The following is a 17,631-nucleotide window of genomic DNA, read 5'->3' as shown; positions in this document are numbered from 1 at the left end:
TCTCATGCCAACCACCGTCGCACCACAACCTTCGCGCTCGAAGCTCTCGGTCAAGGACCTGAACTTCTACTACGGCAAGTTCCACGCGCTCAAGGGCATCAACCTCGAGATTCCCGAGAACAAGGTCACCGCTTTCATCGGCCCGTCGGGCTGCGGCAAGTCGACCCTGCTGCGCACCTTCAACCGCATGTTCGAGCTGTACCCGGAGCAGCGTGCCGAGGGCACCATCGCCATGGACGGCGAGAACCTGCTCACGTCCAAGCAGGACGTGGCCCTCATCCGCGCCAAGATCGGCATGGTCTTCCAGAAGCCCACGCCGTTCCCGATGTCGATCTACGACAACATCGCCTTCGGCGTGAAGCTGTTCGAGACCCTCTCGGCCAGCGACATGGACGACCGCGTCGAATGGGCCCTCAAGAAGGCGGCCCTGTGGACCGAAGTGCGCGACAAGCTGCAGCAAAGCGGCTCTGGCCTCTCCGGCGGCCAGCAGCAGCGCCTGTGCATTGCACGCGGCATCGCGATCAAGCCCGAAGTGTTGCTGCTCGATGAACCGTGCTCCGCGCTCGACCCGATCTCGACCGCGAAAATCGAAGAGCTCATTGCCGAGCTGAAGAACGAGTACACCGTGGTCATCGTGACGCACAACATGCAGCAGGCCGCCCGCTGCAGCGACTACACGGCCTACATGTACCTGGGCGACCTGATCGAATTCGGTGCGACCGAGCAGATGTTCTTCAAGCCGCAGCGCAAGGAGACCGAGGACTACATCACTGGCCGTTTCGGCTAAGGAGACACCATGACCGAGAAACACCTTTCCAGCCAGTTCGACAGCGAACTCAACGGCGTCTCCTCGCGCGTGATGGAGCTCGGCGGCATGGTCGAGTCGCAGATCCACACGGCCGTGTACGCGCTCCTGCAGTTCGACGCCGAAGCGGCCGACCGCGTGATGGAAACCGAGCACCGCGTCAATGCGATGGAAATCGACATCGACCGCGAGCTCTCGTCGATCATTGCGCGCCGCCAGCCGACCGCACGCGACCTGCGCCTGCTCATTGCCATCAGCAAGACCACCGCCAACCTGGAGCGCGTGGGCGACGAGGCCAACAAGATCGCGCGCATGGTCAAGTCGATCATCGAGAGCGGTTCGGCCCGCCAGCTGCCCACCACCGAGCTGCGCATCGCCGCCGACCTGGCCTCGGGCCTGCTGCGCACCGCGCTGGACGCCTTCGCGCGCCTGGACACTGCCGCGGCGCTGTCGATCCTGAAGGACGACGACCTGATCGACAAGGAGTTCGACGGGTTCGTGCGCAAGCTGGTCACCTACATGATGGAAGACCCGCGCACCATCTCAGCCAGCCTGGACCTTCTGTTCCTGGCCAAGGCCATCGAGCGCATCGGCGACCACGCCAAGAACATCGCCGAGTTCATCATCTACATCGTCAAGGGCGCCGATGTGCGGCACACTTCGATGCAGGAGATCGAGTCCGCGCTGCAGTGACGACGGCGCCAAGACTCCCTCAAAAAGCATGAAGAAACCCAGAGTCCTGATCGTCGAAGACGAGTCCTCGATCGCCGAGCTGATCGCCGTCAACCTGCGCCACAACGGCTTCGAGCCGATCTGGTCGGAAGACGGTGCCGCTGCCCAGCGCGAAATCGACGCCTTCCTGCCCGACCTGATCCTGCTCGACTGGATGCTGCCGGGCCAGAGCGGCCTGCAGCTCGCGCGCCAGTGGCGCAAGGACCCGCGCACCAAGGCCATCCCCATCCTGATGCTGACCGCGCGCGGCGACGAGCCCGACAAGGTGGCGGGCCTGGATGCCGGTGCCGACGACTACATCACCAAGCCTTTCTCCACGCAGGAAATGCTGGCCCGCATCCGCGCGGTGCTGCGCCGTCGTGCACCCGAGGTGGTGACCGAGCGCGTGGAAATCGGCGAGCTCGCGCTCGACACCTCCACGCACCGCGTGACTTGGCAGGGCGGTGCGCTCAAGGTGGGCCCGACCGAATTCAAGCTGCTGGCCTACCTGATGCAACACGCCGAACGCGTGCACAGCCGGGCGCAGTTGCTCGACAAGGTGTGGGGCGACCACGTCTACATCGAGGAGCGCACGGTCGACGTGCACGTCAAGCGCCTGCGCGAGTCGCTGGGTGCCGCCGCGCCGATGGTGGAAACCGTCCGGGGAGCAGGCTACCGCCTGACCGCCCAAGTCACGGTTTGAGCGCCGTGGTTTCGCTTGGCCGCGGGCGCGGATAATCGCCCGCCATGCCCTTTCGAATTGCTACTTTTTTAATAGCGTCCCTTGCAGTGGCAGCGGGCGCTGTTGCTGTTTTTGGCTGGAAGTTCGGATGGCTGGGCGCCTGGTTGGGCGCCGTGCTCTGGCTGGCGCTGGACGCCTGGCGCGCCGAACGGCTGCTGCAGGTGCTGCGCAACGACGCAACGGGCCTGCCGACGCGCGGACCCGGTGTCTGGGGCGAACTTTCCGAGCGCATCCGCAAGTTGCTGCGCGACCGCGAGCAGCAGACCCGCCAGGCCGAAGACCGGCTGCAGGAGTTTCTGGCGGCCATCCAGGCATCGCCCAACGGCGTGATCCTGCTCGACGAGCAGGGCCGCATCGAATGGTGCAATCAGACGGCTGCCAGCCAGTTCGGCATCGACGCCGAGCGCGACCTGCTGCAGCACCTGGCCAACCTGGTGCGCGACCCGGCCTTCGTGGCCTACCTGGCCTCCTGGAACTACAGCCGCGACGTGGTCATCGACGCCTCCGGGCCGGGCCATGCGCACCAGCGCAGCCATCCGGTGCGGTTGTCGGTGCAGGTGCATCCCTACGCGGGCAACCGCCGCATGCTGCTCACGCGCGACATCACGGCGCTGGAGCAGGCCGAGGCGATGCGCCGCGATTTCGTCGCCAACGTGTCGCATGAAATCCGCACGCCGCTCACGGTGTTGGCCGGCTTTGTCGAAACCCTGCAGAACCTGCCGCTCGATGCAGACGAGCGCACGCGCTATCTGTCGCTGATGGGGCAGCAGTCGCACCGCATGGAAACGCTGGTGAACGACCTGCTCACGCTGTCGCGCCTGGAAGGCAGCGCGGCACCGTCGGCGGCCCAGTGGATCCGCACCCGTGCCTTGCTGGCGCAGTGCGAGGACGAGGGCCGGGGGCTGTCGGGCCGGCTGGCGCCGCAGGGGCATCGGCTGTCTTTCACCATCGATGCCGAGTCGGAGCTATCTGGCGCGCCGACCGAACTGCAGAGCGCCATGTCGAACCTGCTGAGCAATGCGATCCGCTACACGCCGGGCGGGAGCGAGGTGGCCGTGAGCTGGCGGGTGCTGCCCGACGGGCGCGGCGAGTACGCCGTGAAGGACACCGGCCCGGGCATTGCGGCCGAGCATATTCCGCGGCTCACCGAGCGCTTCTACCGCATCGACCGCAGCCGCTCTCGCGAGACCGGCGGCACGGGGCTGGGGCTGGCGATCGTCAAGCACATCGCGCAGCGGCACGGGGCCGAATTGCGCATCGAGAGCACGGTGGGCAAGGGCAGCCGATTTGCGTTGCTGTTTCCGGCCGCGCGGGTGCGCGAGGCGCGCGTGCTGGCGAAGTGAGCCGCTTCAGCGCGCTCGCGTTTTTGTCTTCTTCTTCATCGTCCACTGCAGCAGCGCGCCGAACAGCAGCGCGGTGAGCACCAGCGCGCCGGCGCTCATGATCCAGAACGCCAGCGGCGATTGCATCGCCGGCCAGGGCCCCAGGCCGCGGTAGGCGAGCAGGTAACTGCCGCCCAGCCCCAACCCCCAGAGCATCGCGCAGTAGATGACCAGCGGCGCCAGCGTCACGCGGTAGCAGCGCAGCACGAACACGCAGAGCGTCTGCAGGGCGTCCGCGAAGTGATAGATCGCCACGACCAGCAACAGCGATGCGGCCAGCGCGATCACGGCGGGGTTGTCCGAATACACGCCGGCGAGTCGATGCCGCAGCGCGATCATCGCGGCCGCATAGACCAGCGCACACAGGGCGGTCAGCTCGAAGCCCAGGCGGCAGGCGTGCCGGGCCTTGGCGGCATCGCCGGCGCCCAGCCAGAAGCTCACGCGCGCGCTGGTCGCGATGGCCAGCGACAGCGGCGTCATGTAGGCCACCGCGAGCAGGTTCGAGGCGATCTGGTGCGCGGCCGCCGCGGCGATGCCCAGCCGAGCGATGAACAGCGCCATCAGCGTGAACGAGGTGACCTCCACCAGCACCGCCAGGCCGCCGGGCACGCCCAGCCGGGCGAACTGGCGAATCTGCCGCCAGTCGGGCGCCTCGATGCGTTGCCAGAATGCGTAGCCTCGGTAAAAGGGGCTGTTGCGCAGCAGCCAGATGGCGCAACCGAGCATGGCCCAGTTCACACACAGCGTGGCCCAGCCGCAGCCCACCAGGCCCATGGCCGGCAGGCCCGCGCCGCCGAAGGTGAACCAGATGGACAGCGGCAGCTTGACCGCGAGCGAGCCCAATTGCAGCCACGTCACCAGCTTGGGCTTGCCCAGGCTCTGGTTCAGCGTGCTGAAAAGGCGAAAGAGCAGGGCGGGTGCCAGCGCGAAGGCCAGCACGGCCAGGTAGGCCTCAACCTCGCCGCGCATTTCGGCCGGTACCTGCGTCCAGCGCAGGGCGGCCCCGGGGAGCAACAACACCACCATGCCGACCGCGATCGCGATGCCCGCCAGGTACAGCGATTGCCGCACCGAGCGGCCCACCGCATGGCTGCGGCCGGCGCCGTGCAGTTCGGCCCAGACCGGCAGCAAGGCCTGCAGCACGCCCATCAGCGACACGTACACGCTGATGAAGATGGCGGCGCCCACCGAGAGCGCGGCCAGCGCGTTCTCGGAATAGCGGCCCGCGATGATGGTGTCGGTCACGCCGAAGGCCATCACTGCCAGCTGGCCCACCAGCACCGTGCCGGCGTGGCGCGCGATCAGTCCCCGTTCGCCCGCCACGGGTCAGGGCGCGATCTTTTGATAGAGCAGCAGGTCGTCCGTGGCGCTGCTGGGACGACGCAGGGTGCCGCTGAAACGCCACTGGTCCAGGGAAATGATGGTGTGCAGCCGCTCGATGATTTCAGGCGCCACCAGCAGCCAGGGGCAGTCGGTGCCCAGCAACAGCGGTTCGAGGTTGAAGTTGCCGTGATGGCGCAGCGCCGCGATGTGCGGCCGGCTGAGCGCCAATTCGGCGATGCAGCTCGGCTGGCCCACGCGCTCGGCGACGGCGCGCACCTGGGGCAGGTAGCTGCGTGCGTAGTCGATGGGCGGGAGCCACAGCGTCATCAGCAGCATCCAGCAAAGCGCGGTGCCGCCGGCAGGCAGCACCAGGGTCTTCCAGAGCGCGGCGCGGTGGCGCCCGGTGCGCCAGCGCACGAGCCAGCACCAGGCGACGGTCGCGGCCAGCGCGAGCACGAAGGCGATCGGCGAAAACTCGGCCACGAAGCCCGGCACCAGCCGTGCCACGCTGGCGGCGGGCTTGGGCGGCATGCCGGTCTGCATGGCGATCCAGTAGAGCCAGCCCAGCACCGCGAGGCCGCTGAAGAAGAGCACGTTGAACCAGTCGATCAGCGCGGCGGCGCTGCGGCGGAAAGTCGGCAGGGCGAACGCGGCCAGGGTGGCGAAGGCCGGCAGGGCCAGCAGCAGCGAGCGGTCGGAGTAGTCGGTGGTCCAGGTGGCGGCCAGCGGCACGAGGGCGAACCAGAACGGCAGCGCGACATGGCGCGCCGCGAGCTGCCGCCGCCAGCGCCAGAGCGTCCAGAGGGCGAGCGGCCAGACCGGCCAGGTGAACCACAGCAGCAGCTTGGCCTGGCTGCGGATTTCGCCCATCACCGAGTTGCCGTCCAGCGTGATCTTCCACTGCGAAAGACCCAGGCCGAACACCAGCGCAGCCGCCAGCACCGTGACGCCGATCGTCGTGAAGAGGGCGCCGCGGGAATAGCCGGGGCCGTCGCCGGCGGCCGTCGACCCGGCATCAGCGCCCGCCTGCGCGCTGCGCCGGCGTTCGTAGGCCATGTAAAGCGCGCTGCCCGCGGCGAGCGCCAGGCCGACGGTGGGGGCGCCGCTCAGTGTCATGCCGAGCGTGCCGACTACCAGCGCGATCACCGGGCCTGCGCGGCGGTACGGCAAGGCGGCCACGCCATAGAACAGGTGCGAGGCGAAGTACAGCTGGGCGAGCGCCGGCGTGGTTTCGTGGCCGAGCTGGGCAAGGCCCAGGCAGGCGATCAGGGCGAGCAGGCCGCCGTCGGCGATGGCGCGGGCGTAGTCGGTCGGGCGCGCCTCGCCGCCGAAGGCGAACGCCACCGGCTGCGCGCGCGCCGTGCGGGCAAGGTAATAGACGGCGTACCAGGTGGCGGTGAAGGTGCCCCAGAGCATCAGCGCGAAGACGAATCGCACGGCCAGGTCGGGGTTGAGCCACGCGGGGGCGAGCTTGATGGCCAGCGCGCCGATCCAGTAGGGGACCAGCGCGGGTGTTTCGGGCTGCATGCCCAGCAGCAGCGGATCGAACCAGCGCGCAATGCCTTCGGTGCTGCGGGCGAGTTCGGCCATGTAGCCGAAGGCCGTGATGTCGGCGCTCTTCCAGGGGCCGCGGCCGATCAGGCCGGGCAGCAAATAGGCCGCGCACAGCAGCAGCAGCGCGATGCGCGGCAGCCGGCGCACGGCATTCTGGGCAACGATCGCGGGGGTGGGCTGGTTCAAAAGGGCGAAAGAAGATTCGGAATGAAAAAGGGCAGCGCGGTAAACCGGGCTGCCCTCGACGCCAAAGCGCGTGCTTTTACTTCGAAGCAGCGCCGGTGGTCTTGCCGAAACGGTTGCGGAACTTCTCGACGCGACCGCCCATGTTGTCGACCGACTTTTGCGTGCCGGTGTAGAACGGGTGCGATTCGCTGGTGGTGTCCAGCTTGAACAGGGGGAGCTCGCGACCGTCGTCGGTCTTGCCCATTTCCTTGGTGTTCGCGCACGAACGGGTCACGAACTTGAAACCGTTCGACATGTCGACGAACAGGATTTCGCGGTAATTGGGGTGGATGCCTTCTTTTGCCATGGTCTTTCCTTTTGCGCTGTTGGAATCAATGCGCGGTCGATGCGAGAGCCACGAGCGAGCCGGCTATTCGGCGCGCTCCCCCAGGGGAGACCTGGAAAGCCGGGCGACGCTGCCCGGCCGCACTTTTCGCGGAGCCCATGATTATCGCATACTGCCCCATTTGCCAGCAAACCAGGCCCTTCCATGACCTCTACAACCCTGCGCGCCGGCTTGGTCGGCTACGGATTTGCCGGCCAGACCTTCCATGCACCCGTGCTTTCGGCGGTCCCGGGGCTCGAACTGGCGGCGGTGGCGAGCTCGCAGCCGCACAAGGTCCATGCGGACTGGCCGGGCGTGGCCGTGGTGCCCGATGTGGCGGCGCTGGTGGCTCGTGCGGACATCGATCTGGTCGTGGTCGCCACGCCCAACGCCCAGCACCATCCGGTCGCCAAAGCCGCGCTGGAGGCGGGCAAGCATGTGGTGGTGGACAAGCCTTTCACGCTCGACGTGGCAGAAGCCCGGGAGCTCGCGCAGTTGGCCGAACGCCACGATCGCGTCCTGGCGGTCTATCAGAACCGGCGTTTCGATGCCGACTACCTGACGCTGAAGAACCTGCTGGCAAGCGGCGAACTGGGCCGCCCGGTGTACCTGGAATCGCATTTCGACCGTTTCCGGCCCGAGGTGCGCGAGCGCTGGCGGGAACAGCCGGTGCCGGGCTCGGGCCTGTGGGTGGACTTGGGGTCGCACCTGGTCGACCAGGCGGTGCAACTGTTCGGCCGGCCCGACACGCTGCAGCTGGACACCGCCGTGCTGCGCGACGGCGCGCAGGTCGAAGACTATTTCCATGCCGTGCTGCGCTACGAGAGCGGCCCGCATGCACCCCTGCGCGTGGTGCTTCATGCGACCACGCTCGCTGCACATGCGGCGCCGCGCTACATGGTGCATGGCACGCGCGGCAGCTACGTCAAGCACGGCGTGGATCCGCAAGAAGATGCGCTGCGCGCCGGCCAGCGGCCGCCGGCGGCGGGGTGGGGCGCCGATCCGCTCGACGGCGAACTCACGGTGCAGGGCGCCGACGGCATTGCCCGCGTCCGCAAGCTGCCGACGCAGGCCGGCAACTACGTCGATTACTACGCGGCGGTGCGCGACGCGATTCTCGGTCGTGGCCCGAACCCCGTGCCGCCGGAGCAGGCGGTCGCGCTGATGGAGTTGCTCGACATCGGCCGCCAGAGCGCCGCCGAAGGCCGCGCCATCCGCATCGATCGCCCATGAAAAAAGCGCGTCGGCCCGTGAGAGCCGACGCGCTTTTGCGACAGAGCGTGAAGCTCAGCCGCCGCGACGCATCATGTCGAAGAACTCGACATTGGTCTTGGTCGCCTTCATGTTCTTGAGCATCAGCTCCATCGACTCGATCTCGTCCATGTTGTACATGAGCTGACGCAGGATGCGGGTCTTCTGCAGGATCTCGGGGGCCAGCAGCAATTCTTCGCGGCGCGTGCCGCTGCGGTTGAGCTGGATCGAGGGGAACACGCGCTTTTCGTACAGGCGGCGGTCCAGGTGGATTTCGGAGTTGCCGGTGCCCTTGAACTCTTCGAAGATCACTTCGTCCATGCGGCTGCCGGTATCGATCAGCGCGGTGCCGATGATGGTGAGCGAGCCGCCTTCTTCCACGTTGCGCGCGGCGCCCAGGAAGCGCTTGGGACGCTGCAGCGCGTTGGAGTCGACACCGCCGGTCAGCACCTTGCCCGACGAGGGCACAACGTTGTTGTAGGCGCGGGCCAGGCGGGTGATGGAGTCCAGCAGGATCACCACGTCCTTCTTGAGTTCGACCAGGCGCTTGGCGCGTTCGATCACCATTTCGGCGACGTGCACGTGGCGCGCAGCGGGCTCGTCGAAGGTCGAAGCAATGACTTCGCCCTTCACCGTGCGCTGCATTTCGGTCACTTCTTCAGGGCGCTCGTCCACGAGCAGCACCATCATGTGCACGTCGGGGTAGTTGGCGCTGATCGCGTGGGCGATGTGCTGCATCATCACCGTCTTGCCGCTCTTGGGCGGCGCCACGAGCAGGGCGCGCTGGCCTTTACCGATGGGCGCGATGATGTCGATGATGCGGCCCGTGATGTTCTCTTCGCCCTTGACGCCGTCGCGTTCCAGCTTCATCTGTTCCTTGGGGAACAGGGGCGTCAGGTTTTCGAACATCACCTTGTGCTTGTTCTGCTCGGGCGGACCGTCGTTGACCTTGTCGAGCTTGGTCAGCGCGAAGTAGCGCTCGCCGTCCTTGGGCGTGCGCACTTCGCCTTCGATCATGTCGCCGGTGTGCAGGTTGAAGCGCCGCACCTGGCTGGGCGAGATGTAGATGTCGTCGGTGCTGGCGGTGAAGCTGGTGTCGGGGCTGCGCAGAAAGCCGAAGCCGTCGGGCAGGATTTCGAGCACACCGTCGGCGAAGACCTGTTCGCCGGCCTTTGCGCGCTTCTTGATGATCGCGAACATCAGCTCCTGCTTGCGCATGCGGCCGACGTTTTCGATCTCAAGGGCTTCGGCCTGCTTGAGGACTTCAGACACGTGGAGTGCCTTGAGTTCGTTTAAGTGCATGGAATGACCCCTTGCGGGGTAATCGGTCGGAAAACGGGGGGAGGTTGAATGTGTAGCGAGAACTGCTGCACTAACCGGGGAACTCGAACCGGTTGCCTGAAAGGGCCGGTGATCTGTGGGAGATTATGACAGGAAAAACGCGCCGGCCAACGCGTTGCGCATTGGCCGGGTGAAATGCCTTTAAGCGAGTTGCTGGTCGATGAAGGCCGTGAGTTGCGCCTTGCTCATGGCGCCGACCTTGGTGGCGGCCAGCTGGCCGTCCTTGAACAGCATGAGCGTAGGGATGCCGCGAATGCCGAACTTGGCGGGGATGTCGCGGTTCTCGTCCACGTTGAGCTTGGCGATCTGGAGCTTGCCTTCGTAGGTGGCAGACACTTCGTCAAGGATCGGGGCGATCATCTTGCAAGGGCCGCACCATTCGGCCCAGTAGTCGACCAGAACCGGCTGGCTGGACTTGAGCACGTCGGCTTCGAAAGAGGAATCGGAGATGTGTTTGATGAGTTCGCTGGCCATGTGATGTGTCCTTGTGCGCAGGGAGTTTCGGTGCAGCTAAAGTGCAGGTCATTGTGACAGAAACCAAGAGGCGCCGTGCCGTGTGGAGGCGCTATGGCCGCGATAGCCAAAGCCCTTGCATGTCATGTCCACGCGCCCTCCAATCCCTCGATAGAACATGAACGAAGGCCATCCCGTCCAGGCCCTGTGGTGCGACCCCGCCGACGGTGTGGTCGCGCGCATCGTGCGCGCGCTCGCCGAACGCCAGCTGCATGCCGCGCGCACCGTGGTGCTGGTGCCGTATGCGCAACTGATGGGCGTGGCGCACGGCATGTGGGCGCGCTGCGGCAGCGCGGGCTTCGTGCCGCGCTTCGAAACCACGCACAACTGGGCGCGCAGCGCGGGCGGCTTTCTGCCCTCGGGCTACGACATCGCGTTCGACATGGCGCGCGACCTCATCACCGCGCAGGCGCTGCTGTCGCAGGCCGGCTTCAACGCCGAACGCTTCGCCCTGGCCGGCCGCGTCGTCGAGCAGGCGTACCAACTCGCGCCGCTTGCTTCGGCCGTGCAGCCGGAGGCCCGCATCGGCGAATGGGCCGGGCGCGCGGCAAAGGTGGCCGAAGCGGGCAGCGAGTCGGAATGGTTCCGCATTGAAAGCGCGTTGATCCGCATCGCCGTCGCCTGGGCCGCGACCTCGGGCTACGCCACCGATGTGCTGCTGCGCGACAGCACGCGCCAACAGGTCGATGCGCTGATCGTGCTCGAAGGTTTCCAGACCGATCCGTTCACGCAGACGCTCTGCACCTTGTGGGGCGACCGCGCGATGCATCTGTCGCTGGTACCCGCCAACGCACCGATTGCCCCCGCGGCCTCCCATGTCGCCGCGGACCCCGAAGACGAAGCCGAGCTCGCCGCAGCCTGCGTGCTTCGCCATCTGGCCGAAGGCCGCGCGCCCGTCGCGCTGATCGCCACCGACCGCGCGCTCACGCGCCGCATCAGCGCACAGCTCAAGGCGCAGGGCGTCGTCACGCACGACGAGACCGGCTGGAAGCTCTCGACCACGCGTGCCGCCGCCACGCTGATGAGCGCGCTGCGCGCCTGTGCCCACGACGCCGGCAGCGACCAGGTGCTCGAATGGCTCAAGAGCGGCGCCGACGGCGATGCGCTGGCCGTGCAGGCGCTCGAGGCACGCCTGCGTCGCGAAGGGCTGCGCGACTGGTCCGCCTGGTGTGCGCTCGTGGCCCGCAGCGAGAAGCCGCACGACATCGCGCTGCTGCCTTTCACCGAAGCGATCGAGGAGCGCCGCGCGCCGATGGCCAGATCCAGGCCCGTGGCCGAATGGCTGCGCACCTTGCGCGCGCTTCTCGAGGCCAGCGGGCAATGGACGCCCCTTGCCGACGACATGGCCGGCGGCAAGGTCATCGCCGCGCTGTGGCTGGACCCCGATGCGCACGGCGACACCGACGAGTTCCCCGGCGGCCGGCACACGCTCGCCGAGTTCACCGCCTGGGTGCGCGACGTGCTCGAAGACGCGAGCTTCGTGCCACCGGCCGGAGACCAGGCACCGCGAGTGATCGTGTTGCCGCTGTACCAGCTGCTGGGCCGCGCATTCGGCGCCGTGGTCATTCCCGGTTGCGACGACCGCCGCCTGCCTGCATCGCCCGAGCCGCCCGGCAACTGGAGCGCCGCGCAACGCCTCGAACTGGGCCTGCCTTTGCGCGAAACCCTCGAGGCCGCGCAGCGCGCGGCCTGGGCCGCGGCCCTGCACAACCCCTGGTGCGAGCTGGTCTGGCGCCAATCCGACGCCAGCGGCGAGCCGGTGCGCCCCAGCCCGCTGGTGCAGGCGCTGCAGCTCGACCATGCCCTGCAGCCCGGGGCCGATCCGCGCACGCCGCGCGAAGTGCCCGTGCAGCCGACCGTCTACCCCAGGCCGTCGGGCGCCTTGCTGCCGCTGGAGAACATCTCGACCAGCGTGTACGAGGACCTGCGCCGCTGCCCCTATCGCTTCTTCGCCCTGCGGCAGTTGGGCCTGCGCAGCGCCGACGAGCTCGATGCGGAGGTCGACAAGCGCGACTTCGGCAACTGGCTGCATGCCGTGCTCGGCCATTTCCACGAGGCGCTGGTCGAAACGCCGACGCAGGACGCGCAGGAGCGCGCGGCGCTCATCTCCGAAGCCGCCGAGCGCGCCACGCGCGAGTACGGCCTTTCCGACGCCGAGTTCCTGCCCTTTGCCGCGGCGTGGCCCGCGGTGCGCGACGGCTATCTCGAATGGCTCGCCGGCCACGAAGCCGGCGGCGCAGTGTTCGTCGAAGCCGAGCCCTGGAAAGACCAGCCGCTGGGCAAGCTGCGCCTGGTCGGCCGCCTCGACCGCATCGACCGCACCGCCGACGGCCAGGCCTTCGTGATCGACTACAAGACCGAGTCCGCCAGCGTCAGCAAGGAGCGCGTCAAGGACCCGACCGAAGACACGCAGCTCGCCTTCTACGCCGCGCTGGTGGCCGACGACACCCTGCGCGCGGCCTATGTCAACGTGGGCGAAAAATCGTCCGGCACGCAGACCGTCGAGCAGCCTGCCGTGGTCGAGGCGAGGGACGCGCTGGTGGCCGGCATCATCAGCGACTTCACCCGCATCGCCGAGGGCGCCGCGCTGCCGCCGCTTGGCGAGGGCGCGGTCTGCGACTACTGCGCGGCCCGCGGGCTTTGCCGAAAGGACTTCTGGGGCGATGAAGTCCCCCGGCTCGCCGCTGCGGGCGCTTCGCCACCCCCCGAGGGGGAGGCGCCTGTGCCTAGGGGCAGCCCGGCGGTCGGAGGCGATACGCAATGAACAACGGCGCAGCCTACGAACACAACGGCCGGCACGTCACCCGCGAGGCCTTCTACGTCGTCGCCTGCGACCCGCGTCGCTCGGTGGCGGTGGAGGCCTGCGCGGGCGCGGGCAAGACCTGGATGCTGGTGTCGCGCATCGTGCGCGCGCTGCTCGAAGAGGGCGACTCCGCCTGCGAGCCGCACGAGATCCTCGCGATCACGTTCACCAAGAAGGCCGCCGGCGAGATGCGCGAGCGCCTGGACCAGTGGCTGGAGCAGTTCGCCGAGCGCAGTCCCGAAGAGCTGGTGCGCGAGCTCGTGATGCGCGGCATGGAGCCCGGTGCGGCGCTGGCCGCGGTGCCGCGACTGAAGGGCCTCTACAGGCGGCTGCTCGAAGGCGGCCGCCCCGTGCAGTTCCGCACCTTCCACGCCTGGTTCGCGGGGCTGCTGCGCAACGCGCCGCTCGCCGTACTGCGGGAGCTGGGCCTGCCGTCCAACTACGAACTGCTCGAAGACGATGCCGAGGCCCGAGGCCACACCTGGCGTCCTTTCTTCGAGGCCGTCACTGCCGACAAGAACGCGCTGGCCGACTACTATGCCGTGGTCGCGACGCACGGCCGCTCGCAGACGGCGAAGGCGCTGGGCGAAGCGCTGACCAAGCGCGTCGAGTTCTCGCTGGCCGACGTTGAAAACGCCGTCCAGCATTTCAGCGCGCTCTATCCCTCGCTCGAAGGCCTGAACGAGCCGACCCACGCGTTGCGCGGCGAGGCGGTCCGCCGCCGCTGGCTGGACCGCGCCGCCGCGCTGGGCCGCGAGGCCAACAAGACGCCGCAGAAAACCGCCGAAGCCATCATCGACGTGTTCGGCGTCGGCGAACCGAACGAGGCCTCGCTCGCCGCGGCGCTTGCGCACCTGCGAAAGAACTTCTTCGTTGCCAGCGAAGACCGGCTCACCAAGAACCTTCAGAAATTCCCCGCCGCGCAAGAAGCCGAGGCCGAACTCCAGGTGCTGTGCGCCGCGCAGGCCCAGCACGCCGCATGGCTCTACCAGCAGCGCATGACGCGCCTCACGCGCCTGTTGATCGCTGCGTTCGCGGACGTCAAGCGCGCCCACGGCTGGGTCGACATGAACGATGTCGAGCAGGCCGCGCAGCTGCTGCTCGGCCAGTCCGCGTTGTCGGGCTGGGTGCAGGAGCGGCTCGATGCGCGCATTGCCCACCTCTTGATCGACGAGTTCCAGGACACCAACCCGCTGCAGTGGCAGGCGCTCTACGGCTGGCTCAGCTCTTACACGGGTGCGGGCAGCAGCGCGCCGCGCGTGTTCATCGTGGGCGACCCCAAGCAGAGCATCTACCGCTTTCGCCGCGCCGAGCCGCAGGTGTTCATCGCCGCGAAGAAGTTCGTGCGCGAAGGCCTCGGCGGCGAACTGCTCAACTGCGATCACACGCACCGAAACGCTCGCGCCGTGGTCGGGCTGGTCAACCAGGCGATGCTCGCCGCGCAGGAAGCCGGCGAGTTCGACGGCTACCGCGCCCACACGACCGAGCGCGGCGACGAAGGCGAACTGCTGAAGCTCCCCGCCATCGACCGCGATGCGCTAGGCGCCGCAACCCAGGCAGAGCCCGCCGACGACGGCATGCTGCACTGGCGCGACAGCCTCGTCACGCCGCGCGTGCTGCCCGAAGAGCATCTGCTGCAAAAGGAATGCGAACAGGCCGCGCGCTGGGTGGCGCAGCGCATCGCCGACGGCACCCCGCCGCGGCAGATCATGGTGCTGGCACGCCGGCGCAATCGCCTGTCCGCGATGCAGGACGCGCTGCGCCAACGCCATATTCCCGTGCAGCAGCCCGAGAAGAACGAGCTGCACGATGCGCCCGAGGTGCAGGACGTGGTTGCGCTGATCGACGCGCTGGTCTCGCCCGCGCACGATCTCTCGCTGGCGCGTGCGCTCAAGTCGCCGCTGTTCGGTGTGCCGGACGAAGCGCTGGTGCAGTTGGCGCTGCGGCAGCGCGAGCAGCCGACATGGAGCTGGCTCGCGCTGATCCAGAAGGGCGAAGGATTGCCGCCGGTGCTGGTCGAGGCGGGCGTCAGCCTGAAGAAATGGCAGCGCTGGCTCATGACCTTGCCGCCCCACGATGCCATCGACGCCATCTTTCACGACGGCGATGCGCTCGCCCGGTTCGGCGCCGCCGTGCCCGCGGCCATGCGGCAGAGCGCGCTGGCCAACCTGCGCGGGCTGATGTCCGCATCGCTCGAAATCGAAGGCGCCCGTTTCGCCACGCCGTATGCGCTGGTGCGCGCGCTGCGTGCAGGCGGCGTGCGCGCGCCGTCCGTTGCCGCGCCCGATGCCGTGCAACTGCTGACCGTGCACGGTGCCAAGGGCCTGGAGGCCGACACCGTCCTGATGCTCGACTGCGATGCTGCGCCGCCGCGCGCCCAGACCATGGGTGTGCTGGTCGAGTGGAAGGGCAGCGACAGCGCGCCGACGCGCTTCGTGTTCCTGGCGAGTGAGAAAACGCCGCCGGCGTGCGCCGCCGGCTTGCTCGAAGAAGAGCAGCGCGCGCGCCACCGCGAGGAGCTCAACGGCCTCTACGTGGCGACCACGCGGGCGCGCGAGCGGCTCGTGTTGTCGTCGGTGCGCCCGGCGCGCGCCAACGAGGGCAGCTGGTGGGCGCGGCTGGAGTCGGCCTGCGAGCAGACCGAAGCCGACGAGCCGCTGGTTGCGCTGCCCACAGACACGGGCGTGCCCAGCTTCCTCATGAAGCAGATGCCCTTGGCGCCCGTCGCGGTCGATCTGCCGGCTGCCACCAAAGCCGCGGAGGCCACTCGGGCCACGGTCGACGCGCGCGCCGCCGCTTTCGGCGAGGCGATGCACCGGCTGCTCGAATGGGCGGTGCCGGGCGAGCCGCTGCCATCGGCCCATGTGCGCGCCGCGGCCCGCGAATTCATGCTCGATCCGCAGCAGGCGCGCGATGCAGCAAGGCTCGCCGAACGCATCCGGGCGGGGGCGGGCGCCTGGGTGTGGGACGATCGCAGGGTCGATTGGCATGGCAACGAAGTCACGCTGGTCCACGAAGGCCAGACCTTGCGCATCGACCGCCTCGTGCGCGAGCGCGACAGCGGCGCCTGGTGGATCCTCGACTACAAATCCGCAGCGCGTCCCGAGCGGGACGCGAACTTGATCGCACAGATGCAGCGCTACCGCGCTGCCGTGCAACATGCCTACCCCGGTGCCACGGTGCGCGTCGCGTTCCTGACCGGGCAGGGCGAACTGGTAAATCTCGAATGACCGTTTCCCCCACCGTCGCCGTGATCGGCGGCGGACCTGCCGGCCTGATGGCGGCTGAAGTCCTGAGCGCGTCCGGCGCGCAAGTGCACGTCTACGACGCCATGCCATCCGTGGGCCGCAAGTTTTTGCTGGCCGGCCGCGGCGGGCTCAACCTCACGCATTCGGAGCCCTTCGATGTGTTCATGAGCCGCTTCGGCGAGCGAAGCGGGCGCCTCGAGCCGATGCTGTCGCAATTCGGTCCGCAGCAGATGCGCGACTGGGCGACCGGCCTTGGCATCGAAACCTTCGTCGGCACTTCGGGACGCGTGTTTCCGACCGACATGAAGGCGGCGCCGCTGCTGCGTGCGTGGCTGCACAGGCTGCGCGCGGCGGGCGTGCAATTTCATATGCGGCATCGCTGGGTTGGCGATGCGTCCTTCGACCTTGGCTCGCTGCAATTCGCGACACCGGCCGGCGAAGTCACGGCGAAGGCCGATGCCGTGGTGCTGGCGCTGGGCGGCGCAAGCTGGGCGCGGCTGGGCTCCGACGGCGCATGGGCGCCCTGGCTGCAGGCGCGCGGCATCGACATCGCGCCGCTGCTGCCCGCCAACAGCGGCTTCGACGGCGCCGGCTGGACCGAGCACTTCTCCAGCCGTTTTGCGGGGCAGCCCTTCAAGTCGGTCGCAATTTCGTTCACCGACAGCCAGGGCCGCCACTTCGCGCGCAAGGGCGAGTTCGTTGCAACGGCCACGGGCATCGAGGGCAGCCTGATCTATGCAGCCTCTGCCTTGCTGCGCGACGAGATTGCTGCGCACGGTAGCGCCACGCTGCTGCTCGATTTGCTGCCCGATCGCAGTGCGGAACAGGTGCTGGCCGCCGTAAGGCACCCACGCGGCGCCCGCTCGCTTAGCAGTCACCTCAAGAGCCGGCTCGGGCTCGAAGGCATCAAGGCCGGTGTGCTGCACGAAGCCTTGAGCCGCGAGGCGATGCAGGACCCGGTGCAGCTGGCCGCGACGATCAAGGCGGTGCCGCTGAGGCTGGTCGCGACCCGGCCTATCGACGAGGCCATCAGTACCGCGGGCGGCGTGCGCTTCGATGCGCTCGATGCGCAGCTCATGGCAAGCGCGTTGCCGGGCGTGTTCGTGGCGGGGGAAATGCTGGATTGGGAGGCGCCTACCGGCGGGTACCTGCTTACCGCGTCGATGGCCAGCGGCGCGGCTGCGGCGCGCGGCGTGATCAATCAACTGAGTCTGGATTCGAGGCCCGCGTAGCGAGGCCCCTTCGGGAGATACCGTGGATCCGGCTTCGCCGGTCCACTGGTGTCGCCCCCGGTATGGGGTTGGAGAAGCGACACGAAGTGCGCGAAGCCTGGGGGCGAGAAATGTTAGTTGACGAGCCTTACGTTTCTGCGAGGCGCCCCAGAGGGGAATCGCGATTATGCGCCCGC

At 68.1% G+C, this 17,631-nt stretch carries 13 protein-coding genes; 8 read left to right on the top strand and 5 right to left on the bottom strand.

What is annotated here, in order from left to right; translation table 11 throughout:
* Positions 1-4: 4 nt before the first annotated feature.
* From pstB to phoR, 4 genes are read left to right on the top strand one after another with little or no spacing between them, the layout of a single operon-like run.
* Complete coding sequence (gene pstB / locus ABIC90_RS07195; protein WP_354353397.1) at positions 5-787, top strand: phosphate ABC transporter ATP-binding protein PstB; 783 nt, start codon at positions 5-7, stop codon at positions 785-787.
* Positions 788-796: 9 nt separating this feature from the next.
* Positions 797-1,498, top strand: coding sequence for a phosphate signaling complex protein PhoU (gene phoU, locus ABIC90_RS07190; RefSeq protein ID WP_354353396.1), 702 nt, complete (start codon positions 797-799; stop codon positions 1,496-1,498).
* A gap of 28 nt (positions 1,499-1,526) precedes the next feature.
* Positions 1,527-2,219 (top strand): phosphate regulon transcriptional regulator PhoB, encoded by a 693-nt coding sequence (gene phoB / locus ABIC90_RS07185; RefSeq protein ID WP_007836652.1) that lies wholly within the window; start codon positions 1,527-1,529, stop codon positions 2,217-2,219.
* Between the two features lie 44 nt (positions 2,220-2,263).
* Positions 2,264-3,601 (top strand): phosphate regulon sensor histidine kinase PhoR, encoded by a 1,338-nt coding sequence (gene phoR / locus ABIC90_RS07180; RefSeq protein WP_354353395.1) that lies wholly within the window; start codon positions 2,264-2,266, stop codon positions 3,599-3,601.
* Between the two features lie 6 nt (positions 3,602-3,607).
* On the opposite strand, the gene ABIC90_RS07175 is transcribed toward phoR, so the two are convergent.
* From ABIC90_RS07175 to ABIC90_RS07165, 3 genes are all read right to left on the bottom strand, one after another.
* Positions 3,608-4,963: an MATE family efflux transporter gene (locus ABIC90_RS07175; RefSeq protein WP_354353394.1), complete on the bottom strand. Its 1,356-nt coding sequence runs from the start codon at positions 4,961-4,963 to the stop codon at positions 3,608-3,610.
* Between the two features lie 3 nt (positions 4,964-4,966).
* A complete protein-coding gene (locus ABIC90_RS07170; RefSeq protein ID WP_354353393.1) occupies positions 4,967-6,703 on the bottom strand; it encodes a hypothetical protein in 1,737 nt (578 codons plus the stop codon).
* A 76-nt stretch (positions 6,704-6,779) separates the two neighbouring features.
* Positions 6,780-7,049, bottom strand: a complete 270-nt coding sequence (locus ABIC90_RS07165; RefSeq protein WP_007836661.1) for a type B 50S ribosomal protein L31 — start codon at positions 7,047-7,049, stop codon at positions 6,780-6,782.
* 183 nt (positions 7,050-7,232) lie between these two features.
* On the opposite strand from ABIC90_RS07165, the gene ABIC90_RS07160 reads away from it, so the two are divergent.
* On the top strand, positions 7,233-8,300 hold the full coding sequence (locus ABIC90_RS07160; protein WP_354353392.1) for an oxidoreductase: 1,068 nt from the start codon (positions 7,233-7,235) through the stop codon (positions 8,298-8,300).
* A gap of 54 nt (positions 8,301-8,354) precedes the next feature.
* Here ABIC90_RS07160 and rho read toward each other — a convergent pair whose 3' ends face one another.
* Both rho and trxA read right to left on the bottom strand, forming a co-directional pair.
* Positions 8,355-9,620, bottom strand: coding sequence for a transcription termination factor Rho (gene rho, locus ABIC90_RS07155; protein ID WP_013540932.1), 1,266 nt, complete (start codon positions 9,618-9,620; stop codon positions 8,355-8,357).
* Between the two features lie 180 nt (positions 9,621-9,800).
* Entirely contained in the window at positions 9,801-10,133 is a 333-nt protein-coding gene (gene trxA, locus ABIC90_RS07150) for a thioredoxin TrxA (RefSeq protein ID WP_042578306.1), read from the bottom strand.
* Positions 10,134-10,290: 157 nt separating this feature from the next.
* On the opposite strand from trxA, the gene ABIC90_RS07145 reads away from it, so the two are divergent.
* The 3 genes from ABIC90_RS07145 to ABIC90_RS07135 are packed head-to-tail and all read left to right on the top strand — an operon-like array spanning position 10,291 to position 17,455.
* Positions 10,291-12,936, top strand: coding sequence for a PD-(D/E)XK nuclease family protein (locus tag ABIC90_RS07145; protein ID WP_354353391.1), 2,646 nt, complete (start codon positions 10,291-10,293; stop codon positions 12,934-12,936).
* Positions 12,933-16,205, top strand: coding sequence for a UvrD-helicase domain-containing protein (locus tag ABIC90_RS07140; protein WP_354353390.1), 3,273 nt, complete (start codon positions 12,933-12,935; stop codon positions 16,203-16,205). Before ABIC90_RS07145 ends, ABIC90_RS07140 begins: the two co-directional genes overlap by 4 nt.
* On the top strand, positions 16,202-17,455 hold the full coding sequence (locus ABIC90_RS07135) for a TIGR03862 family flavoprotein (protein ID WP_354353389.1): 1,254 nt from the start codon (positions 16,202-16,204) through the stop codon (positions 17,453-17,455). Before ABIC90_RS07140 ends, ABIC90_RS07135 begins: the two co-directional genes overlap by 4 nt.
* The last annotated feature ends 176 nt before the right edge of the window (positions 17,456-17,631 follow it).

The organism is Variovorax boronicumulans, assembly GCF_040544675.1.
GTDB classification, from domain to species: Bacteria; Pseudomonadota; Gammaproteobacteria; order Burkholderiales; family Burkholderiaceae_C; genus Variovorax; species Variovorax boronicumulans_D.
This window is presented reverse-complemented; position numbering and strand designations above follow the sequence as displayed.

Excerpts from the sequence above, each read along its gene's own strand:
- pstB (WP_354353397.1), top strand. The coding sequence starts at position 5 with ATGCCAACCACCGTCGCACCACAACCTTCGCGCTCGAAGCTCTCGGTC.
- phoU (WP_354353396.1), top strand. The coding sequence starts at position 797 with ATGACCGAGAAACACCTTTCCAGCCAGTTCGACAGCGAACTCAACGGC.
- phoB (WP_007836652.1), top strand. The coding sequence starts at position 1,527 with ATGAAGAAACCCAGAGTCCTGATCGTCGAAGACGAGTCCTCGATCGCC.
- phoR (WP_354353395.1), top strand. The coding sequence starts at position 2,264 with ATGCCCTTTCGAATTGCTACTTTTTTAATAGCGTCCCTTGCAGTGGCA.
- ABIC90_RS07165 (WP_007836661.1), bottom strand. The coding sequence starts at position 7,049 with ATGGCAAAAGAAGGCATCCACCCCAATTACCGCGAAATCCTGTTCGTC.
- ABIC90_RS07160 (WP_354353392.1), top strand. The coding sequence starts at position 7,233 with ATGACCTCTACAACCCTGCGCGCCGGCTTGGTCGGCTACGGATTTGCC.
- rho (WP_013540932.1), bottom strand. The coding sequence starts at position 9,620 with ATGCACTTAAACGAACTCAAGGCACTCCACGTGTCTGAAGTCCTCAAG.
- trxA (WP_042578306.1), bottom strand. The coding sequence starts at position 10,133 with ATGGCCAGCGAACTCATCAAACACATCTCCGATTCCTCTTTCGAAGCC.
- ABIC90_RS07145 (WP_354353391.1), top strand. The coding sequence starts at position 10,291 with ATGAACGAAGGCCATCCCGTCCAGGCCCTGTGGTGCGACCCCGCCGAC.
- ABIC90_RS07140 (WP_354353390.1), top strand. The coding sequence starts at position 12,933 with ATGAACAACGGCGCAGCCTACGAACACAACGGCCGGCACGTCACCCGC.
- ABIC90_RS07135 (WP_354353389.1), top strand. The coding sequence starts at position 16,202 with ATGACCGTTTCCCCCACCGTCGCCGTGATCGGCGGCGGACCTGCCGGC.